General features: G+C 62.1%; 21 protein-coding genes. 19 read left to right on the forward strand and 2 right to left on the reverse strand.

Annotated features, from left to right (window positions below):
* The first annotated feature begins 42 nt into the window (after window positions 1-42).
* The 11 genes from BLP76_RS16955 to BLP76_RS17005 all read left to right on the forward strand — a co-directional run bounded on the left by BLP76_RS16955 (window position 43) and on the right by BLP76_RS17005 (window position 10,764).
* Complete coding sequence (locus tag BLP76_RS16955; RefSeq protein ID WP_092816130.1) at window positions 43-2,118, forward strand: SPOR domain-containing protein; 2,076 nt, start codon at window positions 43-45, stop codon at window positions 2,116-2,118.
* Between the two features lie 25 nt (window positions 2,119-2,143).
* Window positions 2,144-3,172: a beta-N-acetylhexosaminidase gene (gene nagZ / locus BLP76_RS16960; protein WP_092816132.1), complete on the forward strand. Its 1,029-nt coding sequence runs from the start codon at window positions 2,144-2,146 to the stop codon at window positions 3,170-3,172.
* On the forward strand, window positions 3,169-3,966 hold the full coding sequence (locus BLP76_RS16965; RefSeq protein WP_092816133.1) for a segregation and condensation protein A: 798 nt from the start codon (window positions 3,169-3,171) through the stop codon (window positions 3,964-3,966). Before nagZ ends, BLP76_RS16965 begins: the two co-directional genes overlap by 4 nt.
* Entirely contained in the window at window positions 3,959-4,612 is a 654-nt protein-coding gene (scpB, locus tag BLP76_RS16970; RefSeq protein ID WP_338081426.1) for an SMC-Scp complex subunit ScpB, read from the forward strand. Before BLP76_RS16965 ends, scpB begins: the two co-directional genes overlap by 8 nt.
* Window positions 4,613-4,979: 367 nt before the next feature.
* Window positions 4,980-5,207, forward strand: a complete 228-nt coding sequence (locus BLP76_RS16975) for a twin-arginine translocase TatA/TatE family subunit (protein WP_092816135.1) — start codon at window positions 4,980-4,982, stop codon at window positions 5,205-5,207.
* A 48-nt stretch (window positions 5,208-5,255) separates the two neighbouring features.
* Window positions 5,256-5,777: a Sec-independent protein translocase protein TatB gene (gene tatB / locus BLP76_RS16980; protein ID WP_092816137.1), complete on the forward strand. Its 522-nt coding sequence runs from the start codon at window positions 5,256-5,258 to the stop codon at window positions 5,775-5,777.
* Window positions 5,774-6,559 carry a twin-arginine translocase subunit TatC gene (tatC, locus tag BLP76_RS16985; RefSeq protein WP_092816139.1) on the forward strand — a complete coding sequence of 262 codons (786 nt, stop codon included), beginning with the start codon at window positions 5,774-5,776 and terminating at the stop codon, window positions 6,557-6,559. The genes tatB and tatC overlap by 4 nt, the downstream gene beginning before the upstream one ends.
* A gap of 153 nt (window positions 6,560-6,712) precedes the next feature.
* Entirely contained in the window at window positions 6,713-8,014 is a 1,302-nt protein-coding gene (gene serS, locus BLP76_RS16990; protein ID WP_092816141.1) for a serine--tRNA ligase, read from the forward strand.
* A complete protein-coding gene (surE, locus tag BLP76_RS16995) occupies window positions 8,011-8,799 on the forward strand; it encodes a 5'/3'-nucleotidase SurE (protein WP_092816143.1) in 789 nt (262 codons plus the stop codon). Before serS ends, surE begins: the two co-directional genes overlap by 4 nt.
* Entirely contained in the window at window positions 8,796-9,467 is a 672-nt protein-coding gene (locus BLP76_RS17000; RefSeq protein WP_092816145.1) for a protein-L-isoaspartate(D-aspartate) O-methyltransferase, read from the forward strand. The genes surE and BLP76_RS17000 overlap by 4 nt, the downstream gene beginning before the upstream one ends.
* 94 nt (window positions 9,468-9,561) lie before the next feature.
* Entirely contained in the window at window positions 9,562-10,764 is a 1,203-nt protein-coding gene (locus BLP76_RS17005) for a M23 family metallopeptidase (protein WP_092816147.1), read from the forward strand.
* Window positions 10,765-10,798: 34 nt separating this feature from the next.
* Here the strand turns inward: BLP76_RS17005 and BLP76_RS17010 are convergent, their stop codons facing one another.
* Window positions 10,799-11,665, reverse strand: a complete 867-nt coding sequence (locus tag BLP76_RS17010) for an ATP-binding protein (protein WP_092816149.1) — start codon at window positions 11,663-11,665, stop codon at window positions 10,799-10,801.
* Window positions 11,666-11,820: 155 nt separating this feature from the next.
* Between BLP76_RS17010 and yajC the strand changes: the two genes are divergently transcribed.
* The 5 genes from yajC to BLP76_RS17035 are packed head-to-tail and all read left to right on the forward strand — an operon-like array spanning window position 11,821 to window position 16,000.
* The gene (gene yajC / locus BLP76_RS17015; RefSeq protein ID WP_092816151.1) at window positions 11,821-12,159 is read left to right on the forward strand and encodes a preprotein translocase subunit YajC; all 339 of its coding nucleotides are present in this window, start codon (window positions 11,821-11,823) and stop codon (window positions 12,157-12,159) included.
* Between the two features lie 19 nt (window positions 12,160-12,178).
* On the forward strand, window positions 12,179-13,783 hold the full coding sequence (gene secD / locus BLP76_RS19120) for a protein translocase subunit SecD (protein WP_092816152.1): 1,605 nt from the start codon (window positions 12,179-12,181) through the stop codon (window positions 13,781-13,783).
* An 8-nt stretch (window positions 13,784-13,791) separates the two neighbouring features.
* Window positions 13,792-14,730, forward strand: a complete 939-nt coding sequence (gene secF / locus BLP76_RS19125; protein WP_092816154.1) for a protein translocase subunit SecF — start codon at window positions 13,792-13,794, stop codon at window positions 14,728-14,730.
* Window positions 14,730-15,143, forward strand: coding sequence for an Mth938-like domain-containing protein (locus tag BLP76_RS17030; RefSeq protein ID WP_092816156.1), 414 nt, complete (start codon window positions 14,730-14,732; stop codon window positions 15,141-15,143). Before secF ends, BLP76_RS17030 begins: the two co-directional genes overlap by 1 nt.
* A 17-nt stretch (window positions 15,144-15,160) precedes the next feature.
* Window positions 15,161-16,000: a phytoene/squalene synthase family protein gene (locus tag BLP76_RS17035; protein WP_092816157.1), complete on the forward strand. Its 840-nt coding sequence runs from the start codon at window positions 15,161-15,163 to the stop codon at window positions 15,998-16,000.
* 33 nt (window positions 16,001-16,033) lie between these two features.
* Here BLP76_RS17035 and trmFO read toward each other — a convergent pair whose 3' ends face one another.
* Window positions 16,034-17,434 carry a methylenetetrahydrofolate--tRNA-(uracil(54)-C(5))-methyltransferase (FADH(2)-oxidizing) TrmFO gene (trmFO, locus tag BLP76_RS17040; RefSeq protein ID WP_092816159.1) on the reverse strand — a complete coding sequence of 467 codons (1,401 nt, stop codon included), beginning with the start codon at window positions 17,432-17,434 and terminating at the stop codon, window positions 16,034-16,036.
* Between the two features lie 191 nt (window positions 17,435-17,625).
* Here trmFO and BLP76_RS17045 point away from each other — a divergent pair, with 191 nt between their 5' ends.
* The 3 genes from BLP76_RS17045 to BLP76_RS17055 all read left to right on the forward strand — a co-directional run.
* On the forward strand, window positions 17,626-18,597 hold the full coding sequence (locus BLP76_RS17045) for a cation diffusion facilitator family transporter (RefSeq protein ID WP_092816161.1): 972 nt from the start codon (window positions 17,626-17,628) through the stop codon (window positions 18,595-18,597).
* 212 nt (window positions 18,598-18,809) lie between these two features.
* A complete protein-coding gene (locus tag BLP76_RS17050) occupies window positions 18,810-19,874 on the forward strand; it encodes a cytochrome-c peroxidase (RefSeq protein ID WP_092816181.1) in 1,065 nt (354 codons plus the stop codon).
* 117 nt (window positions 19,875-19,991) lie between these two features.
* Window positions 19,992-20,260: transposase (locus tag BLP76_RS17055; RefSeq protein WP_139163641.1), on the forward strand; the 269-nt coding region annotated here is incomplete at its 3' end.

Genomic DNA, 20,260 nt, shown 5'->3' on the forward strand with positions numbered 1-20,260 from the left:
AGGAGCGCCCGGCGTTACCGGAACAACGCGTAAGGTTTGCCGATGGCGGATGAACGTCCGAAAACCTCCTACTTGCATCACGGACCCGGCGGTGGACCTGCCGGCCCGGAGGAGGAGGATCCGCTCGTCGAGCTGGCGCGTATCGTCAGCGAAGACAGCTCATATTATCGTCCGTCGCCACGTGCCGAGGCTGCCCCGACAAGGCGGGAGCCCGACGTGGACGCGTTCTCGTCCGAGCTCGAAGCGGAGCTGATGCGGGAGTTCGAGCAATCGAACCGTGCGCGCCAGCCCGAGCGCTCCACGCCTGAGCCTTACACGCCCGAGCCGTACACCCCCAAGAGCTACACGCGTGCCGAACCCCGTTTCGTGCCCGAGCCTGCGCAAGAGCCGGAAGAGCAGGCGTATTGGCGGAGCCATGGGCCGCGCGCCGAGGAGCCGCGCGTCGAGCATCCTCTTTCATCTCTGGTGACGAGGTTTCCGAGCGGCCCTGCCGCGGAGGAGGTCGATGACGAGCGCTCTTTCCCGGAGGATCGTTATCCGGCCTCTGATCCGTATGGCGCCTATGAGGATTCGCCTCAGTCTTCCGGTTACGAGGAGCCTCCGCAGGAGCCTTATGACGCTCCGGAGGGGGCGTACCCCGAATCCCATCGCAACGCGGCTCAAGACTTTGCTCATTGGATGGAGCATGAACTCCCAGGCGAACTCGCGGCCCAGTCGCAGAGGGAAGAGCCGTCATGGTCGGAGCCGCAGCACGGCGGTGCCGATTACGAGCGATCGGATTCGTCTGAGGATGAGCGTGTGCCGCAGCCGCGCGAGCCGCGTGCTCCTTATGTCCCACACGTTCAGGCCGGGGCTCCGCATGCGGAGCGCGACTGGCCCGCGAGCGATGACCTGGCCGACACGCCCGAGCCGAGCCACGAAGAATTTCCGTTCCTTGTCGACAGTGATCCGCTCGTCAGTCGCGCCGATGGCGATCCCGATGGTCAGATCCGCATGGATGACGAGGGGGATGGCCGCAAGGGACGCCGCAAAGGTCTGATGGCGCTGGCGGCCGTCTTGAGTGTCGTCGTTGTCGGCGGCGGCGTCATCGCCATGCTCGGTGGGGGCGAGGGTGATTCGGATGGTTCCGTTCCCATCATCACCGCCGATGGCGGCGATGTGAAAGTGGCCGTCGAAAACCCGGGCGACAAGAAAGACGACGAGGTCGGCCAGGCCGTGTTCGACCGTGTTTCCGGTCGCGATCCCGAGACTGATGAAAAGCTCGTCGACCGCAACGAGGAACCACGAGAAATCGCTCGCATCGTGTTGCCGAACGCGCAAGACGGCGAGGGTGCCGATAATGGGGCCGTAGCGGCAGACGACGACGGAAAGATCTCCGCGCGCATTTCGGACGATACGGCTGAGCCGCAGGTGGGGCCGCAGGTCACGCCAATTGGACCGAAGAAGGTCCGGACTTTGACGGTCCGTCCCGATGGAACGATCGTCGAAAACACTCCGAGCAGCCAGTCCGCGACCTCGCAGCAGCCGACGGAGCTCGCAGGCCCTGCGCCGGCGACAGATCCGCAGCCGGTCCAGGTGCAGAGCGTGCGCGTCCAGCCGGAGGACGGCGGTATTCCTGCGGATGAAAGCGCCGGAAACAACGCGCAAGCGAGCGCGCAGCCGAACGGGCTCGGCGAAACGCCGACATCCGCCGAAACTCCGAGCTTCGACATCGCGAACCTGCCGCAGGCACGGCCGACGGTACCGGATCTTGTCGCGCCTTCTCCCAGTTCGGCACAGACCGCACAGCAGCCAGCGGCTTCGGCCTCTTCCTTGACGGCGTCTGCGCCGTCTTCGAACGCGTCAGAGCCGCAGGTCGCCTCCACGGCACCGGCCGGATGGGCGGTTCAGGTCAGCTCCCAACGTTCAGAAGAGCAGGCCCGATCGTCCTACAGCAATCTGCAGCGGCGTTTCCCGCAGCTTCTCGGAGGCCAGGAGGCAGTGATCCTTCAGGCCGATCTCGGCGACAAGGGTATCTATTACCGTGTCCGGGTCGGTCCGATGGCTTCGCGCGAGGCGGCGATCTCGTTGTGCGAGAATCTGCAGAGCGCTGGCGGCAGTTGCTTCGTAACGCAGTAGAACTCCACGCAGGATATCGAACTGAATGATGGCGAAGGCCTTCGCTTGCGGCCTCGCCGGGCTCACGCTCGGCGAGGAAGAACGCGCTTTCTTGCGCGATGAAAAACCCTGGGGCGTGATTCTCTTTGCCCGCAACATCCAGGATGCTGGCCAGATCCGGCGGCTGACGGACAGCGTCCGCGAGACGCTCGATCGTCCGGACGTTCCGATCCTGATCGACCAGGAAGGAGGCCGGGTCCAACGCATTCGCCCGCCGGTGGTGCGCTCCTATCCGCCAGCGAAGCGCTTCGGGGACATCTACAAGACGGATCCTGTTTCCGGAATCGAGGCGGCGCAGCTTGCCGCGAAGCTGATGGCGCTCGACCTCATCGAACTCGGCATCAACGTGGATTGTCTGCCGGTCCTCGATGTGCCGGTGCCTGGCAGTCACGATATCATCGGCGATCGCGCCTACGGCGACACGGTCGAGATGGTGGTGACGCTCGGCGGCGCCGTCATGGCCGGACTGAGTGCCGGCGGCGTGACGCCGGTGATCAAGCATCTACCTGGCCATGGTCGCGCGGCTTCCGACAGCCATGAAGAGCTTCCCGTCGTCGATGCGGATCTGGCGGCACTCGAGGCCGTCGATTTCGCACCGTTTCGAATGTTGGCCGCGCGCGCGTCCCTCGGCATCGTGGCCCATGTCGTCTATTCCGCAGTGGACGACGCCCAGCCGGCCACGCATTCCGCTGCAATCATCGCTAACATCATACGCGAGCGAATCGGTTTTGATGGTCTGCTGATGACGGACGACATCTCCATGAAGGCGCTGAGCGGCAGTCCAGCCGAACGCTCACGGCGTGCGATCGCCGCAGGCTGCGACGTCGTCCTTCACTGCAACGGCGAAATGGAAGAGATGCGCGACGTGGCGAATGCCGTTCCGGAGCTTTCCGGCGATGTGCTGAAGCGTGCCGAGACGTCCCTTCTTGGCAGCGTTGCCGATGTGGTCGGAGATCGGGCGTTCTTGCACGAGCGGTTGTCGCAGTTGTTGGGATCAGACAGGGTTGTTGGATGAGTGTTGCGGCGGATGCTTTCGAGGAAGATACGCCCGTCGACGAGGCCGAGGTTCTGCTTGTCGACGTGGATGGTTTCGAAGGCCCGCTCGACCTGCTCCTCGCTCTCGCCCGCAGTCAGAAGGTCGATCTGACAAAAATTTCCGTGCTGGCTTTAGCCGAGCAGTATCTCGTTTTCATCGATCATGCGCGCAAGCTGCATCTGCAGATCGCTGCCGACTACCTCGTGATGGCGGCGTGGCTCGCCTATCTCAAGTCGCGGCTTCTTCTGCCCGATCCCGAACCGATGGAAGAACCGTCCGGCGAGGAAATGGCGGCGCGGCTCGCTTTCCGCCTGAAGCGGCTGCAGGCCATGCGCGACGCGGCCGAGAAGCTGTCGGACCGGGACAAGCTTGGTTCCAGCTTTTTCGAACGCGGCATGCCGGAAGCCATCGCGAGCGACCGGACAATGCGATGGGGGGCAGAGCTCTACGACCTTTTGCAGTCTTATTCGGCTTTGCGTGCGCGCCAGTTTGCGAGCTTCGTGAAGGTGAAGAAGCGCAAAGTCATCGGTCTGCAGGAAGCACGCGATCGCCTCATGCGCCTGATCGGTGACGATGCGACCTGGATGCCGATGGATACGTATCTCACCGAGTTTCTGGCTAAGCCGGAACTGCGGGCGACAGCCCGGGCAAGTGCGCTCTCGGCAAGTCTCGAACTGGTGCGGGAAGGCAAGCTGGAATTGACGCAGTCATCCAATTTTGCACCTCTCTACGTGCGGCGGAGGTCTGCTTCGTTGGAGGCGAAGCGTGCCTGATCTTTTTGCCAGCGGCAGCAATGTGACCAGCCTGTCGCCGGAGGATCGCCGGCTGCATCTGCGCATGCTCGAAGCGATGTTGTTCGCCTCGGCGAAACCCATGAGCGAGGCGGAACTGGCCGCGAAGATGCCCGAGGGCGTTACGGTCGACGTGCTGCTGCACGAATTGCAGACCGCTTATGCGAGCCGGGGCGTCAATCTGAGGCGCATCGGCGATTGCTGGGCATTCCGCACTGCGAGCGACCTCGGCTTCCTTCTACAGGAGCACAAGGTGGAGGAGCGCAAGCTCTCTCGGGCCGCGATGGAGACGCTCGCCATCATCGCCTATCACCAGCCGGTGACGCGTGCCGAGATCGAAGAGGTGAGGGGCGTCTCGACATCCAAGGGTACGCTCGACGTCCTGCTCGAGACCGGTTGGGTGCGGCCGCGGGGTCGCCGGCGTTCGCCGGGGCGCCCGCTGACTTTCGGCACGACGAACGAGTTTCTCGATCATTTCGGCCTTGCAGCAATCGGCGATCTGCCGGGTCTTCTCGACTTGAAGGCGGCCGGTCTTCTGAACGCAAACATTCCGCCGGGCTTCGAAGCGCCGCCTGCCTTTGGGAGCGAGGGGCTGCGGGACGACGAAGACCCTTTGGATGGCGACTGACGGATTGATACGCCAAGCCAGCGATTCTCGGGAATCAGCGCATTTTTCACCAATTCCGATCTGCGGCAAAACGCCGGCTATTCCAGCCTCAATCTCACCGCTCTTGTGGATGAGGGTCGTTTGCCACGGCGGACCCTACGGAAGGTTTCGCCCCTTTCGGACGGCGCAGAATTCGATGTGGCTTTGAATGATCGGGCCACTTATATCACTCCGGGACTGTTTGGAGGAAACGCTGGTCGCCGCATCTCAATGCCTGTCGCAGTTTCGTGACGGGACAGGGGATCGGAGAAGAGGGCGAGTTGATGCGAATCCGACGATTTGCAATAGTCCCGCGACCGGCCGTGGCGAGTTTTGAAAGGTTTATCCTATGTCGATAGGCTTCTGGCAGATCGTTATCATCGCGATCATCATCGTGCTCCTGTTCGGGCGCGGAAAGATCTCTGACCTGATGGGTGATGTCGCTAAAGGCATCAAGAGCTTCAAGACGGGCTTGCAGGAGGACGACGATACCACGTCGACGAACCAGTCCCGGACCATCGAGCACAACGACCCTGCCAGCGTGGAGCCGGCGGAGAAGAAGAACAAGGTCGGCTAACAGCATCGGCCACGGCGAACCCGACACAATCTATGTTTGAGCTCGGCCATGTTTGATATCGGCTGGACCGAACTGGTGGTGATCGCCGGCGTGGCGATTATCGTCGTCGGGCCGAAAGATCTGCCTGGGATGCTGCGCACGTTCGGCAAGACGATGGGCCAGATCCGTCGCACTGCGAACGATTTCAAGCGCCAGCTGGACGATGCTCTGAAAGAGGCCGAGCAACAGGCCGGGTTGGAGGAAACCCGGAAGTCGCTGCAGTCGATTTCCAAGATGGATCCCCTCGCCGGCGTCAAAAAAGACGTCGAGGCCGCCGCCAATCGGACGGGTCAGAAGCCGGCGGCCGAGACTGTGCCATCCGCTCTCGCGCCCGCGGAGGAGGAGGCCTCCCCGTCGGCAGAACCCGCATCAGGCGAAGCTGCAGTGACGGAGCCCACGGAGGACGTGGATGATCGCCCGGCACCGGCGGAAGAAAAGGTGCAAGACGTGGCGTCGAGCAAGGACGACGGGGCGGCCGAAGAAGCCCCCGACAACAGAGGCGGAAGCCCGCGCACGAGCGACGCAGCATGAGCGACGACGATATCGAAGCCTCACGAGCGCCGTTGATCGAGCATCTGATCGAACTGCGTCAGCGTCTTCTGCGTGCCTTGATCGCAATCGCGATCGCCTTCGTGGTCTGCTTCTATTTTGCCGATCAGATCTTCAATCTTCTGATCATTCCCTATGAGCGGGCAGCGGGTGCGGACCGCAGCATCCGTCTGATCTTCACGGCTCCGCAGGAATATTTTTTCACGCAGATGAAGCTTGCCTTCTTCGGCGCGCTCTTTCTGGCCTTCCCGGTCATCGCCAACCAAATCTACAAATTTGTGGCGCCGGGGCTCTACAAGCATGAGCGTCAGGCGTTCTACCCCTACCTGATCGCCACGCCGATCCTCTTCATTATCGGAGCGGCGCTCGTTTATTTCGCGGTGATGCCGCTTGCGCTCGCCTTCTTCCTCTCGATGGAACAGACGGGTGGCGCCGGGCGCGCATCGATCGAGCTTCTGCCGAAGGTGAACGAGTATCTCAGCCTCATCATGACGCTGATTTTTGCCTTCGGCCTCGTGTTCCAGCTTCCGGTCGTCCTGACGCTTCTCGGCCGCGTCGGGATCGTCGATGCGGCGATCCTCAAAGCCAAGCGCAAATACGCCATCATGATCGCCTTCATCCTGGCGGCGATCCTTACGCCGCCTGATCCGATCAGCCAGATCGGTCTCGCGTTGCCGACAATTCTTCTCTACGAAATCTCCATCTACGCCGTTCGACGGGTGGAACTGAAGAATGCTGCAAGGGACGAGGAAGCTGCGACATAGTCGGGTGAACCTGGTCTTGGACGGCTGAAGTCATCCGGATCTGCGGATCTTCCTCAACGCGAGACTTGACCGCTGCCGTCGTTGCGTTACGCCCTGCGGCCATAGACAAGCACGCGGAGTCGCCGCAAGGCGTCCAGCAGAGGTTCGCGAAAGATGCTCGACATCACATGGATTCGCCAAGATCCGCAGGCGCTCGACCGCGCTCTCGCCGATCGAGGGGCGGAGCCGGCCGCTCAACGCCTGATCGATATCGACGATGAGCGGCGCGCTCATATCCGTCAATTGCAGGAAGCGCAGAACGCGCGCAATCAGGCTTCGAAACAGATCGGCAAGGCGAAGGCTTCGGGTGATGAGGCCGCGGCCCAAAACCTTATCGACGAGGTCGCCAAGCTGAAGAGTGCCATACAGGAAGGCGAAGCCCTGGAGCGCACACTCGAGGAAGCGCTACGGACGGCACTCGCCGAACTTCCGAACGTGCCACTGCCGGATGTGCCCGTCGGGCCCGACGAGACAGCCAATGTCGAGCTGCGGCTCGTCGGCGACCCTGTGTTGAGCGATAGCGCGCCGGAACATTACGAAATCGGCGAGGCCTTGGGCCTGATGGATTTCGAAAGTGCGGCGAAACTCTCAGGCTCGCGCTTCGTCGTGCTCAAGGGCCAGCTTGCGCGCCTGGAGCGGGCGCTCGGCCAGTTCATGCTCGATCTTCATACGAGCGAGCACGGCTATACCGAGGTCGCTCCGCCGATCCTCGTGCGGGACGATGCGCTTTTCGGCACCGCCCAGCTGCCGAAGTTTGCCGAGGATTCCTACGCAACTGCAGCCGTCGATGACGATGAAGCCTCGGCGGCGCGTCTCTGGCTCATTCCGACGGCGGAAGTGCCGCTCACCAATCTCGTGCGCGAAACGATCCTCGACGAATCGGAGCTGCCATTGCGCTTCACGGCGCTGACGCCCTGTTTCAGGTCCGAAGCGGGTTCGGCCGGGCGCGATACCCGCGGCATGCTGCGACAGCATCAGTTCAACAAAGTGGAGCTCGTTTCCATCACCAGCCAGGAGGCGAGCCTCGAAGAGCATGAGCGCATGACGGCGTGCGCTGAGACGGTGCTCAAAAAGCTGGAACTGCCTTATCGCGTCGTCGTCCTCTCGACGGGTGACATGGGATTTGCCGCGCGGCGCACTTACGACATCGAAGTCTGGCTGCCGGGGCAGGGTGCCTACCGGGAAATCTCGTCGTGTTCGGTGTGCGGCGACTTTCAGGCGCGTCGGATGAACGCGCGCTACCGGGCCGAAGGCGAAAAGCAGCCGCGCTTCGTGCATACCTTGAACGGTTCCGGCGTGGCGGTCGGTCGGGCGCTGATCGCCGTCATGGAGAATTACCGCAACGACGACGGGTCGATCACCGTGCCGGAGGTGCTGCGGCGCTATATGGGCGGCATGGAGCGGATCGGCGCATGAAAATTCTCGTCACCAACGATGATGGAATCCATGCTCCGGGCCTGAAGGTCGCAGAGGAGATCGCACGCGCGCTTTCCGACGATGTGTGGGTGGTCGCGCCGGAGACAGATCAATCGGGCGTGGCGCATGCGTTGACCCTGAGCGACCCTTTGCGCTTGCGGGAGGTCGACGAGCGCCATTTCGCCGTGCGCGGAACGCCGACGGATTGCGTGATCATGGCCTCGAAGGTCGTCATCGGCGAAAAGCCGGACCTGGTGATCTCTGGCGTGAACCGGGGACAGAACATCGCCGACGATGTGAGCTATTCCGGTACGGTTGCCGGTGCGATCGAAGGGACGATCCTCGGGATCCGCTCCTTCGCTCTGTCGCAGGCGTTCGGGGCGGACACGATCGACGATCCGAGATGGGATTGCGCCCGAGCTCATGCCCCTGGGATCATCGAGCGCGTACTCGGTCTGCAATTGCCGTCAGGCGTTCTCATCAACGTCAATTTCCCCAACCGTTCAGCTGAGGACGTTTCGGGCGTTCTCCTCACGCGTCAGGGCAAGCGCGCTGCCGATTGGATGCATATCGACGAACGTCGCGATGGGCGCGGGCGGCCGTATTTTTGGATCGCCTTCAAGCACTCGAAGATGGAGCCGCCCCCGGAAACCGATCTGGCGGCGCTCGCTCAGGGCTATATCTCCGTCACGCCCTTGTCTCTCGACATGACCGATGAACCTGCCCGCCAGGAGCTCACACGCCATTTCACGGCTCCAAGCGGGGCAAACCGGGCCTCTTCGTGAGCGACGATCCTGACATCGAGGCAGATCCTGAGGCGCGTGTTCGGCTGGCCAGCCTCATTCTGAGGCTGCGCGAACTCGGCATTTCGGACCGAAAGGTGCTCGGGGCGATCGAGACGGTGCCGCGCGAGGCTTTCGTCCCGGATCTGTATCGAGACGATGCCTATCTCGATCGCGCCTTGCCGATCGAATGCGGGCAGACCATCAGTGCGCCTTCGGTGGTGGCGATGATGACGACAGCGCTCGAACTCGAACCACGTCACCATGTTCTCGAGATCGGCACCGGCTCCGGGTACCAGGCCGCCATTCTCGCGAGGTTGTCGCGCCGGGTGACCACGCTTGAGCGCTATCGGACGCTGTTGGAACTGGCGCAGACGCGCTGGGATCTTCTCGGCATCACCAATATCGCCGGCATCGTCGCAGACGGGTCGAAGGGATGGCAGACACAGGCCCCCTTCGATCGGATCCTGGTCACCGCTGCAGCGGCCGTTGCGCCCGCCAAACTCGTCGCACAGCTGGTCGATGGCGGCATTCTCGTTGCGCCGGTCGGACCGGTCGATGCCGTGCAGAGGCTGACGCTTTTTCGCAAAGAGGGGACGCGGGTGGACACCCGCGATCTCGGTGCCGTCCGTTTCGTGCCGCTGATCGAAGGCATCGCCCGCAATCTTTGATTTTGGTTCGTTTTGCCGGCGTCCCTTAACGCCTTTTCAATGTTAATGCTTTTACATCACGTCAGCATCCCCAATGCCTGCGTGAGTTTGTTCGATGAGGTCATACCGTCAGTCTGCCAGCTTCTGGTTCACCCGCATTAGTGCGCTCGCCCTGATTACCGGGCTCGGTGCCGGGTGCAGCGCCGATGCCATACGTCTGACTGAGCCCATCTACACCGGCTCGACGGCGAATCAGCAGCAGACAATTTCAGCCCAAGCGAATGCCTATCAGGCACCGCAACAGTTCGCGGCGCCATCGCCCGCCGTCCAGTCGCGGCAGTTGCCACCACCCTCTGGCGGTTATCAGACCGCCTACAATTATCCGGGTTCCGCCGGGACGCAGCAGAGCTATTCGAGCGCGCCGACGAGCTACCCGCAACAGCAGGCATCTGCTCCGAAACCCTATACGCCGCCGAAGCCTTACGCGCCGAGCGGCATGCCGAAGCCTCTCGGGAAGGTGACCGTCGATTCGCAAGGCACGCCTCAGCCGCGCCGTGCGGAGCCTGCGGTTGCGCGGACCGAAGCCCCGCAGCCGCACCAGCAAAACAACGTGGCCTCGAGCGGGGGCTATACCGTTCGCTCCGGTGATTCGCTGTGGAGCATCGCCCATGCGCATGGTGTCACGACGAGCGAGCTCGCCTCGGCCAACAACATTGAGGGCGGCAATATTCGCCCCGGTCAGACGCTGAAAATCCCGTCCGGTGGCGAAACGCAGGTTGCGCGCGTCGATCCAAAAGACGGAACGATGTCGGATGCACAGCCGGAAGCCACGCCTGAGGTGCGGCCCGAAAAGACGCCGGTGAGCTACACACCGCCATCGGCGGAGCCCAAGCAAGAAAGCGCGGCGCCTGCAGCCGATACCACTGCCAAATCTGGAGGCGCAGGCTTCCGGTGGCCGGTGCACGGGCGCATCATTGCGGAGTTCGGCAGCAAGCCGAACGGTGAGCGCAACGATGGCATCAATCTCGCCGTGCCAGAGGGCACGGCCGTCAAGGCCGCCGAAGACGGCACCGTGATCTATTCAGGCAACGAGCTGAAGAGCTACGGCAATCTGATCCTGGTGCGCCACGAGGGCGGCTGGGTTTCGGCCTATGCCCACAACAGCGAGTTGCTGGTCAAGCGCGGTGAGAAGATTCGGCGCGGTCAGATCATTGCGAAGTCGGGAATGAGCGGCAACGTCACCTCGCCGCAGGTGCATTTCGAGCTCCGCAAGGGAGCGACCCCGGTCAATCCGGTCGGACATATGGCGTCCGCTTGAGCGGGCGCCTTCCGGGTTTTCGGGCAGGGGTCAGTCAGCCGAGCGACTGACCTGTCCGTCCGGCGAGATCCTGAATGAACTGCCAGGCGACGCGGCCGGAGCGACTCCCCCGCGTCGTTGCCCATTCCAAGGCCTGAGGGCGCCATTCCTCTTCCGGCGTCGCGATGCCGAAGTGCTCCACATAGGCGCGCACCATCGCCAGATACTGTGTCTGATCGCAGTGATGGAAGCCGAGCCACAGGCCGAAGCGGTCTGAAAGCGACACCTTTTCCTGCACCGCCTCCGACGGGTTGATCGCTGTCGAATGCTCGTTCTCGATCATATCGCGGGGGAGCAGGTGGCGGCGGTTGGAGGTGGCGTAGAAGATCACGTTGCGCGGCCGGCCCTCGACGCCGCCTTCGAGTGCGGCTTTCAGCGACTTGTAGGACGTGTCGTCGGCATCGAAGGACAAGTCGTCGCAGAAAAAGATGAATCGTTCCGGCCGATCGCGAATGGTGTTCATCAAATCGGGCAGTGTGTTGATATCCTCGCGATGGATTTCGACGAGCTTGAGTGGCGTCTCGGGCGCTTCGGCCGAGACCTGCGCGTGGACGGATTTCACCAGAGAAGATTTTCCCATCCCGCGGGCGCCCCAAAGCAGGGCGTTGTTGGCCGCATAGCCTTTGGCGAAGTGCCGTGTGTTCTCAAGCAGCGTGTCGCGGGACCGGTCTATGCCCTGCAAAAGCTCGATTTCCAGGCGGTTCACGTTCTTCACCGGGATGAGGCGAGGTGGCTGCGGATCCCATACATAGGCATCGGCCGAAAGGTCGAGCGGCGGCGCCACGGGCGGAGCGAGCCGCTCCAGAGCACCGGCAATACGTTCAAGGAGCGGAATGAGGTTTTGCGTTTGGTCTTGAGTCACTTGGGTTCACGTCCTACAGGCGGGGCGTCTCGGTAACATAAGGATCGAGGGGTCGACAGATCGCTCGTGCCGGGACCGGTTGCAAAGGGGCGCGCCACAGCTATAGTCCGCGCCGGTTTGGACCGACGGGTCCGCAAGCAAATTCCGAGGCCTTTATGTTCGTGACTCCGGCCTATGCGCAAGGCGCAGGCGCAGGTGGCGGCGGTGAGATGTTGATTTCGCTTCTGCCTTTCATCCTGATCTTCGTGATCATGTATTTTCTCATCATCCGTCCGCAGCGCCAGCAGGCGAAGAAGCGGGAAGAGATGCTGAAGGCGATCCGTCGTGGCGACACGGTGGTGACCGGTGGCGGGCTCATCGGCAAGGTCACCAAGGTGATCGACGACAACGAGCTCGAAGTACAAATTGCCGAAGGCGTGAAGGTGCGGGCGCAAAGAGGCCTCATTTATGAGGTTCGAGCAAAGGCCGAGCCGGTGAGCGGCTCCGCCGCCTGACCTCAGGACCCGCCTTTTCATGCTCTATTTCGCTCGTTGGAAGATCGTCCTCATCATCCTCGTCCTTGTGGCGGGGGTGATCGTGACGCTTCCCAATCTTTTTTCCGCCGCGACGGTGCAGGCGTGGCCGTCTTTCATGCCCAAGCGCCAGATCGTCCTCGGTCTCGATCTGCGAGGCGGCGCCCATCTGCTCTTGCAGGTGGAGCGCGATTCGCTGGTCAAAGACCGGCTTCAGACACTGGTCGGCGATGTTCGGCAGACCTTGCGTGACGAACGCATCGGCTACCGCAATCTGCGCAGCCGCGGAGAAAGCGTGACGTTCACGTTGCGCGAACCGAGCGAAGCAGATCGTGTGATGCAGCTGCTGCGTCCGCTGACCAATCCCGTGCAATCGGGGCTCTTCGGACAGGGGTCTGTGAGCGAGGTAGAGGTCTCTCGTGACGGCGCGCAGGTGACACTGAACCTGACGGAGGCGGGGCTTGAAGAGCGTACCCGCTCGGCCGTCGAACAGAGCCTGTCCGTTCTCGGACGCCGTATCAACGCGCTCGGGACCACCGAGCCGACGATCCAGCGCGAAGGCGACGATCGCATTCTCGTCCAGGTCCCGGGTCTTGAAGATACCAGCCGGCTGAAAGAAATCCTCGGCCAGACGGCGAAGATGACATTCCATCTGGAGTGCCCGGAGGGCGACGTCGTCTCCGCGCAACAGGGGCGTCCGCCCGCCGGATGTGAGATCGTCGAGCCGGCCGATCCCAATGACGGTCCGGTTCTCGTCGAATCGCGGGCCCGGCTTTCCGGTGACGATCTTGTCGACGCTCAGCCGGCCTTCGATCAGCAGACGAACACGCCGATCGTCACCTTCCGCTTCAATTCTCGCGGCGGGTCGATTTTCGGACAGCTGACACAGCAGAATGTCGGGCGCCGCTTTGCGGTCGTCCTCGACAACAAATACATCACGGCCCCCGTCATCCGCTCGCCCATCCTCGGCGGTTCGGGGCAAATCGAGGGCAATTTCACCGTCGAAAGCGCGCAGAATCTCGCTGTTCTGCTGCGGGCCGGCGCCCTTCCGGCCGACCTCACCATCGTCGAGGAGCGCACGGTCGGACCTAGCCTCGGTCGAGATTCGATTGCCGCTGGCGAAATCGCCGCGTTGATCGGCACGGCCGGTGTCGTCGTGTTTATGGTGCTCGTCTACGGCCTCTTCGGCGTCTTTGCGAATTTCGCCTTGATCTGCAATATCGTGCTCCTGCTGGCGCTTCTGACGCTCCTGCAGGCGACGCTGACGCTTCCGGGCATTGCCGGCATCGTGCTGACGGTCGGTATGGCGGTGGACGCGAACGTGCTGATCTTCGAGCGAATACGCGAGGAGGCCAAGCTGGGACGGTCCGCGATCAATGCCATTGAAGCTGGTTTCAGTCGGGCGCTCGGCACTATCCTTGATGCCAACATCACGACCTTGATCGCTGCCTTCGCGCTTTTCGCTCTGGGTTCCGGTCCGATCCGTGGTTTTGCGGTCACCCTTGCTCTCGGCATTCTGACGACCGTCTTCACCGCCTTTGTTCTGACCCGCTTCATCGTCGCCGTCTGGGTTCGCTCGCAGCGCCCCAAGACAGTGCCGATCTGAGTATCGCTATGCCATTCCGCATCGTTCCCGACGACACCACGGTTCCCTTCATGCGCTTTGCGCGCTGGGGCTTTCCTGCCTCAGTGGTCGCCATGGTGGCGTCGCTCGTCTTGTTTTTTGTCGTCGGACTCAATCTCGGCATCGACTTCAGGGGCGGCACTCTGATTGAGGTGCAAAGCCAGAGTGGAGCCGTGGACATTGGCTCGATCCGACAGACGTTGCAGCCTCTCGAACTCGGCGACTTCGAGGTCCAGGGCTTTGGCTCAGGCAACGAAGCCGTCATTCGGATCGCGACGCAGCCCGGCGGAGACGAAGCGCAGCAAGCGGCCGTGCAGAAGGTGCAGGACGCGCTTGGCTTCGACGCTTACAATTATCGTCGCGTCGAAGTCGTTGGGCCGCGTGTGTCCGGAGAGCTTGCGGAAACCGGGACGATCGCCGTCCTCGTGACGCTTGTGGGCGTGCTGCTTTATATCTGGTTCCGGTTCGAATGGCAGTTCGCCATCGGTGCGATCGCGTCCCTTCTTCACGACGTCATCTTGACCATCGGGTTTTTCACGATCACGCAGATCGAGTTCAATCTGTCTTCGATCGCGGCGATTTTGACGATCGTCGGTTATTCGCTGAACGACACCGTGGTGATCTTCGACCGCGTGCGTGAAATGCTGCGGAAGTTCAAGCAGACGCCGATCCGGGGCATCATCGATCTATCGGTCAATCAGACCCTGTCTCGGACCCTGTTGACGTCTCTGACCACGCTGATCGCGCTTGCCGCTTTGTTCTTCTTCGGCGGAGCGGTCATTCGTTCGTTCACGGCGGCGATGATCTGGGGCGTGTTCATTGGGACGTACTCCACGGTTTTCATTGCCGCGCCGATGCTGATCTTCTTCAATCTGCGTCCTGAAAAGGTTGCCGCACCGGAAGCCGCAAAGAAGCCTGCGGCCAGCTGATGGCGGCCGGCGGAGACAGACAAGCTGGCCCGCCCGAGGGCGGCCGTTTCCCCGGACGTGCACCGGTTGATGCGTATGGGAATGGCGGTTTCCGTTTTGCCGGCATGTCGCATCGCGGGTCGATCTTGATGCTTCCGTCGGCGATCCTCGGCTGGCATGTCACCAGGCCGGAGGAGATCAGCCTCGAAGCGCTTCAGCCGGCTCTTGCCGAAGCTTCTTCGATCGAAGTCCTTCTGGTCGGGACGGGGCACACTCTCGTTCCACTCGATCCGAAGGTGAAATCGGATCTCGAAGCCGCCGGTCTTTGGCCGGAAGTGATGGCGACGGGCGCGGCCTCGCGGACCTACAACATCCTGCTTGCGGAAGAGCGGGCGGTTGCTGCGGCGCTGATTGCTGTCGACGATCCGGAATGAAGCCCTAGCTCCGGCTCATGGCCGAGCCCGATCCCACACTCGTTGAGCCTGTGCGCGAGCGCGATCTTCCGCGCTACTACTCGGTGTTGTTCGCGCCGCAACATGCGCGCGAAGAGCTTTTTGCGCTCTACGCCTTCGCAGTCGAGGCGGAAAAAGTCGCCGATATCGTGCAAGAGGCGACGCTCGGGGAGATTCGTCTGACGTGGTGGCGCGATTCTCTCGACCTGGCGGTGGCGGGGCAGGCGAGCGGCTCGCCGATTGTCGACCGGCTCGCTTTGGCGCTGCGTGAGAAAGGACTTTCCGCCGACGCCCTCGCCGCACTCACGGAAGCCCGGCACGGCGACCTTTACGCCGATCCTCCTGCGACACTCGCCGATCTCGAAGGGCGGATGGGTGAGACGCAGTCGAGCCTTTTTCAGCTGGGTGGATTGTTTCTTGGTGGAGAGGCCGGCGAACTCGCCGAAGCCGCGGGGCATGCGGGCATCGCCTATGGCATCGCCATGAGCCTTTGGGATAGCGCACGGGCGCGGGCGAGGGGGCGTCTCCTCATCCCCTCCGAGCTTCTTCAGAGAGTGGGGCTCTCGCCTGAGGAGGTCTATTCGGCAGATGTGAAGGAGCTCGTCGCTCCACTCGGCGAACTCGTCGCCTTCGGGCGAGAGCATCGAAGCCTCGCGGCTTCGGCACTCAAGCAGGTTCGAGGGGAGGCTCGGTCTGCCTTTTTGCCATTGAAAGCCGCAGATGTCCTGCTTCCTCGAATCGGGCGGGATCCGGCCAGATTTGTCACCACCCCGCAACAGATGCCAGCGCTCGGCGTTTTGAGCCGGATGGTGTTTGCCAGTCTCGGCAAGGGCCGCTGATCGATCCGACCCCGGCAAGAGCTGCTTCTTTTCTCAGGCTGCCTTCCGCAACTCGTTGGCCGCAAGCCACGCCGTGAAATCTGCAAGTGCGCGTGCGGCGAGCGTGCGCTTGCGTGCCACGCCGCGCTCCTTGCCCTTCATTCTGCGTCCGTCCTCGTCTTTCGTGGGCGCCTCGATGTCCGGGAAAAGGCCGAAATTGACGTTCATCGGCTGAAAGTCGCCATTCTCCTTATCCACGAGATTGCGCCCGGTGATGTGAGCGAGGAGCGCTCCGTGGGCCGTCGTATCCGGCGGCAGGGCCGGTTGATCGCCAAGTGCCTCCGCGGCGGCGAAACGGCCGGCGAGAAGCCCGATGGAGGCCGATTCGACATAGCCTTCGCAGCCGGTGATCTGGCCGGCGAAGCGGATATGGGGCTGCACCTTCAGGCGCATCGTCTCGTCGAGAATTTTCGGTGACCGCAGGAAGGTGTTGCGGTGAATGCCGCCAAGGCGTGCGAATTCGGCATTCTCCAAAGCCGGGATCATGCGGAGAATGCGGGTCTGTTCGCCGTACTTCATCTTGGTTTGGAAACCGACCATGTTGAACAAGGTGCCCTGCTTGTTGTCTTGGCGCAGTTGCACCACGGCCCACGGCTTCTCCTCCGGCCGGTGCCGATTGGTGAGGCCGACCGGCTTCATCGGACCCCAGCGCAGGGTCTCGGCGCCGCGGGCCGCCATGACTTCGATCGGAAGGCAGCCTTCGAAATAGGCCGTATCCTTTTCCCATTCACGGAAATCGGCGGTCTCCGCCTGAAGCAGAGCCTCGATGAAGGCCTCGTACTGGGCGCGGTCCATCGGACAGTTCAGGTAGGCGGCCGTGTCACCGCCAGGTCCGGGTTTGTCGTAGCGCGACTGCATCCAGGCGATATCCATGTTGATGCTGTCGCGATGGATGATCGGTGCGATGGCATCGAAAAAGGCGAGCTGGTCTTCGCCGGTCGCCTCGCGGATTGCGGTCGCGAGCGCTCCGCTCGTCAAAGGGCCGGTGGCGACGATGGTCGGCTGATCTGGATTTGGCAGGGTAGAGATTTCGCCGCGTTCAATGCGGATCAAGGGATGATCGGCAATCGCCTGTGTCACAGCTTCGGAGAAACCGTCGCGATCGACGGCAAGCGCTGAGCCGGCGGGCAATTGATGGCGGTCGGCCGCCCACATGATCAGCGAACCGGCCGCGCGCATTTCCGCATGCAGAACACCGACAGCGTTGCTTGTCGAATCGTCGGAGCGGAACGAGTTCGAGCAGACGAGCTCGGCGAGGCCGTCGCTTTTATGCGCTGGCGTCTCGACCTCGGGCCGCATTTCGTGCAGCACGACGGCGATGCCGGCTTCGGCGATCTGCCAGGCGGCTTCGCAGCCGGCGAGGCCGCCGCCGATAACATGGATGGGTCTCGTCATTTCGTGTCTCTCAGCTTCTGCTGCTTTGTTCGTCGCCGGGGAAATATGTCGAATGCAACGCTTCACGCCTGTGCATGTTGACGCTTGCCAACGAGATCGCAAGGGGAGAGCCAGGGTGCCTGCGCGAATCCATATGATGCTTGTCAGGCAGTGCAACAATAGCCGTCCAAGGCGACAAAACGGGGATTGAGATGGCCGGAAGCTCGAAGAAGGCAATTTATGCGGCGCTTGTCGGAAACCTGGCGATTGCCATCACGAAGTTCGGCGCTGCCGCCTATACGGGTTCCTCGGCGATGCTATCCGAGGGCATCCATTCGGTTGTCGATACCGGCAACCAGGGACTTCTTCTCTATGGGATGAAACGCGCGTCTCGACCGGCGGATCGCGCGCACCCCTTCGGCTACAGCGCGGAGATCTATTTTTGGGCCTTCGTGGTGGCGATCCTGATCTTTGCGGTTGGCGCCGGCGTCTCCGTCTATGAGGGCGTGCACAAGATCGCGGATGCCAACGAGATCACCTCTCCGTTCGTCAATTACATCGTGTTGACGTTGGCTATCGTCTTTGAAGGCGCGTCGTGGACCGTTGCCTACCGAGAGTTTCGCCGGCAGAGGAATGAAGGGCACAATTTCTTCGAGGCCGTTCGTCACTCCAAGGACCCCACCGTTTTCACGGTGCTTTACGAAGATACTGCCGCCCTCCTTGGTCTTGTCGTTGCTTTGATCGGTGTGTTCCTCGCCAGTTATCTCGGGCTTCCCTGGCTCGATGGTGCGGCCTCGATCGGGATCGGCATCATTCTTGGCGCGACCGCAATCCTTCTCGCGATCGAGACCAAAGGCCTGTTGATCGGCGAATCGGCGGCACCGGAAACGGTCGCCGCGGTGCGCGAGATCGTCGAAGCCGAAGAAGGTGTCAGTGCACTGAACGAGCTCAGGACATTGCATCGCGGGCCCAATGACATCCTACTCGCGCTCTCGGTCGACTTCGAAGACGACATGCCGGCCGGGCGCGTCGAGGCTGCCATCACGCGTCTGGAAAAGGCGATCAAGGCACGCATTCCGACGATCCGCCGTCTCTTCATCGAGGTGCAATCCGCGGGCGATCACAAAATTGGGGTGGAGGAAGAACGGCGGACACGGAACGCGTCAGGCTCGGTCGAGGTGTGACCGGATGCGACAGAATAGCGAGCTTACATTAGAATTGATCTAAGTCAAAAGTAGCCTGCAGGACACTGGTAGGGTCGTTGCGCGACCTGAGGCAGCGATCTGGGTCGCGGGCCTTGAACGCCAAAAGCCACGAGCCGACCCGACGGTCGCCGGTCGTGCTCGCCTTGACGTCTCATCTCCCGTGGCTCTCTCGCAAATGAATGGAGAGCGCGATGACACGTTTGCTGGTCTCGCTCCTACTTACGGCCGGGCTAGGCACTGCGGCCTATGCTGCGGACGACCAGAAATTGATCGAAGATGCCAATGGCTTCTTCGATCCAATCCCGACAATGGTGCAGGCCCCCGAAAATAACGCCATCACCCGCGAGAAGGTCGAACTCGGCAAAATGCTGTATTTCGATCCGCGGCTGTCTTCTTCTCACCTTTTGAGCTGCAACACCTGCCACAATCTCGGCCTTGCGGGGACGGATCTGCAGCCGACCTCTGTCGGACATGGCTGGCAGCGCGGCCCCCGCAACGCGCCGACGGTCCTCAATTCCGTCTTCAACATCGCCCAGTTCTGGGACGGACGGGCGGCAGACCTGAAAGCGCAAGCCGTCGGGCCGATGCAGGCGGCGGTTGAAATGAACTCCACGCCCGATGAGGTGGTTGCGGTTCTGAACAGCATGCCCGAGTACAAGGAGCGCTTCGACGTCGTGTTTTCGGGCGACGAGGATCCGGTCACTCTCGACAACGTCGCGAAGGCCATCGAGGCCTTTGAAGTGACGTTGGTGACGCCGGCTTCCCGCTTCGACCAATTCCTGGACGGCAACGCGAATGCCCTGAACGACAAAGAGAAGCACGGGCTCTCCTTGTTTATGGAAAAGGGCTGCGTGTCCTGCCATTCCGGCGTGAATGTCGGCGGTCAGGACTATTTCCCGTTCGGCGTCGTGGAGAAACCCGGTGCCGACATCCTTCCGCCGGACGACAAGGGCCGCTTTGCGGTGACGCATACGGCGACGGATGAATATGTCTTCCGTGCTGGCACCTTGCGGAATATCGCGCTGACCGCGCCCTATTTCCACAGTGGCCAGGTCTGGAGCCTGCGTCAGGCGGTGCAGGTGATGGCGACGGCCCAGCTTGGAACCGAGCTCACCGAGGACGAAGTCGATTCCATGGTGGCGTTCCTGCACACGCTGACGGGCGAGCAGCCGCAGGTCGATTATCCGATCCTGCCGGCGAGCACGGACGAGACCCCGCGTCCGGTGCTGACCGTTCCGGGACAGGAAAACAACTGAGCCAAACGTTTTCCGAAAGGCCCAACCCTGGGTATATGAGCGAAGGGCCGCGTGAGCGGCCCTTCAGACTGCTGACAAAGCCCTGGCGTGAGCCGGGGCTTTTTGATTCAGTGGGCCATGTTGAAGAGCCCGGCCCCTGAGCAGACTGCGATCGAGATGGTGACACTCGATCAATTGGTTCCCAAGGATCACCTGCTTCGCAAGATCGACGCGGTGATCGACTTCTCGTTCATCCATGACCGGGTTGCGGGGCTCTACTGTCCGGATAATGGCCGCCCGGCGCTCGATCCGACCTTGATGTTCAAGGCGCTGTTCCTGGGCTATCTCTTCGGCATCCGCTCTGAGCGCCAGTTGGTGCGCGAGATCGAGGTGAATGTCGCCTATCG

This window comes from Afifella marina DSM 2698 (assembly GCF_900102695.1).
Taxonomy (GTDB): domain Bacteria; phylum Pseudomonadota; class Alphaproteobacteria; order Rhizobiales; family Afifellaceae; genus Afifella; species Afifella marina.

Coding starts and splice junctions, on each gene's coding strand:
- BLP76_RS16955 (WP_092816130.1), top strand. CDS start 43: ATGGCGGATGAACGTCCGAAAACCTCCTACTTGCATCACGGACCCGGC.
- nagZ (WP_092816132.1), top strand. CDS start 2,144: ATGATGGCGAAGGCCTTCGCTTGCGGCCTCGCCGGGCTCACGCTCGGC.
- BLP76_RS16965 (WP_092816133.1), top strand. CDS start 3,169: ATGAGTGTTGCGGCGGATGCTTTCGAGGAAGATACGCCCGTCGACGAG.
- BLP76_RS16975 (WP_092816135.1), top strand. CDS start 4,980: ATGTCGATAGGCTTCTGGCAGATCGTTATCATCGCGATCATCATCGTG.
- tatB (WP_092816137.1), top strand. CDS start 5,256: ATGTTTGATATCGGCTGGACCGAACTGGTGGTGATCGCCGGCGTGGCG.
- tatC (WP_092816139.1), top strand. CDS start 5,774: ATGAGCGACGACGATATCGAAGCCTCACGAGCGCCGTTGATCGAGCAT.
- serS (WP_092816141.1), top strand. CDS start 6,713: ATGCTCGACATCACATGGATTCGCCAAGATCCGCAGGCGCTCGACCGC.
- surE (WP_092816143.1), top strand. CDS start 8,011: ATGAAAATTCTCGTCACCAACGATGATGGAATCCATGCTCCGGGCCTG.
- BLP76_RS17005 (WP_092816147.1), top strand. CDS start 9,562: ATGAGGTCATACCGTCAGTCTGCCAGCTTCTGGTTCACCCGCATTAGT.
- yajC (WP_092816151.1), top strand. CDS start 11,821: ATGTTCGTGACTCCGGCCTATGCGCAAGGCGCAGGCGCAGGTGGCGGC.
- secD (WP_092816152.1), top strand. CDS start 12,179: ATGCTCTATTTCGCTCGTTGGAAGATCGTCCTCATCATCCTCGTCCTT.
- secF (WP_092816154.1), top strand. CDS start 13,792: ATGCCATTCCGCATCGTTCCCGACGACACCACGGTTCCCTTCATGCGC.
- BLP76_RS17030 (WP_092816156.1), top strand. CDS start 14,730: ATGGCGGCCGGCGGAGACAGACAAGCTGGCCCGCCCGAGGGCGGCCGT.
- BLP76_RS17035 (WP_092816157.1), top strand. CDS start 15,161: ATGGCCGAGCCCGATCCCACACTCGTTGAGCCTGTGCGCGAGCGCGAT.
- trmFO (WP_092816159.1), bottom strand. CDS start 17,434: ATGACGAGACCCATCCATGTTATCGGCGGCGGCCTCGCCGGCTGCGAA.
- BLP76_RS17045 (WP_092816161.1), top strand. CDS start 17,626: ATGGCCGGAAGCTCGAAGAAGGCAATTTATGCGGCGCTTGTCGGAAAC.
- BLP76_RS17050 (WP_092816181.1), top strand. CDS start 18,810: ATGACACGTTTGCTGGTCTCGCTCCTACTTACGGCCGGGCTAGGCACT.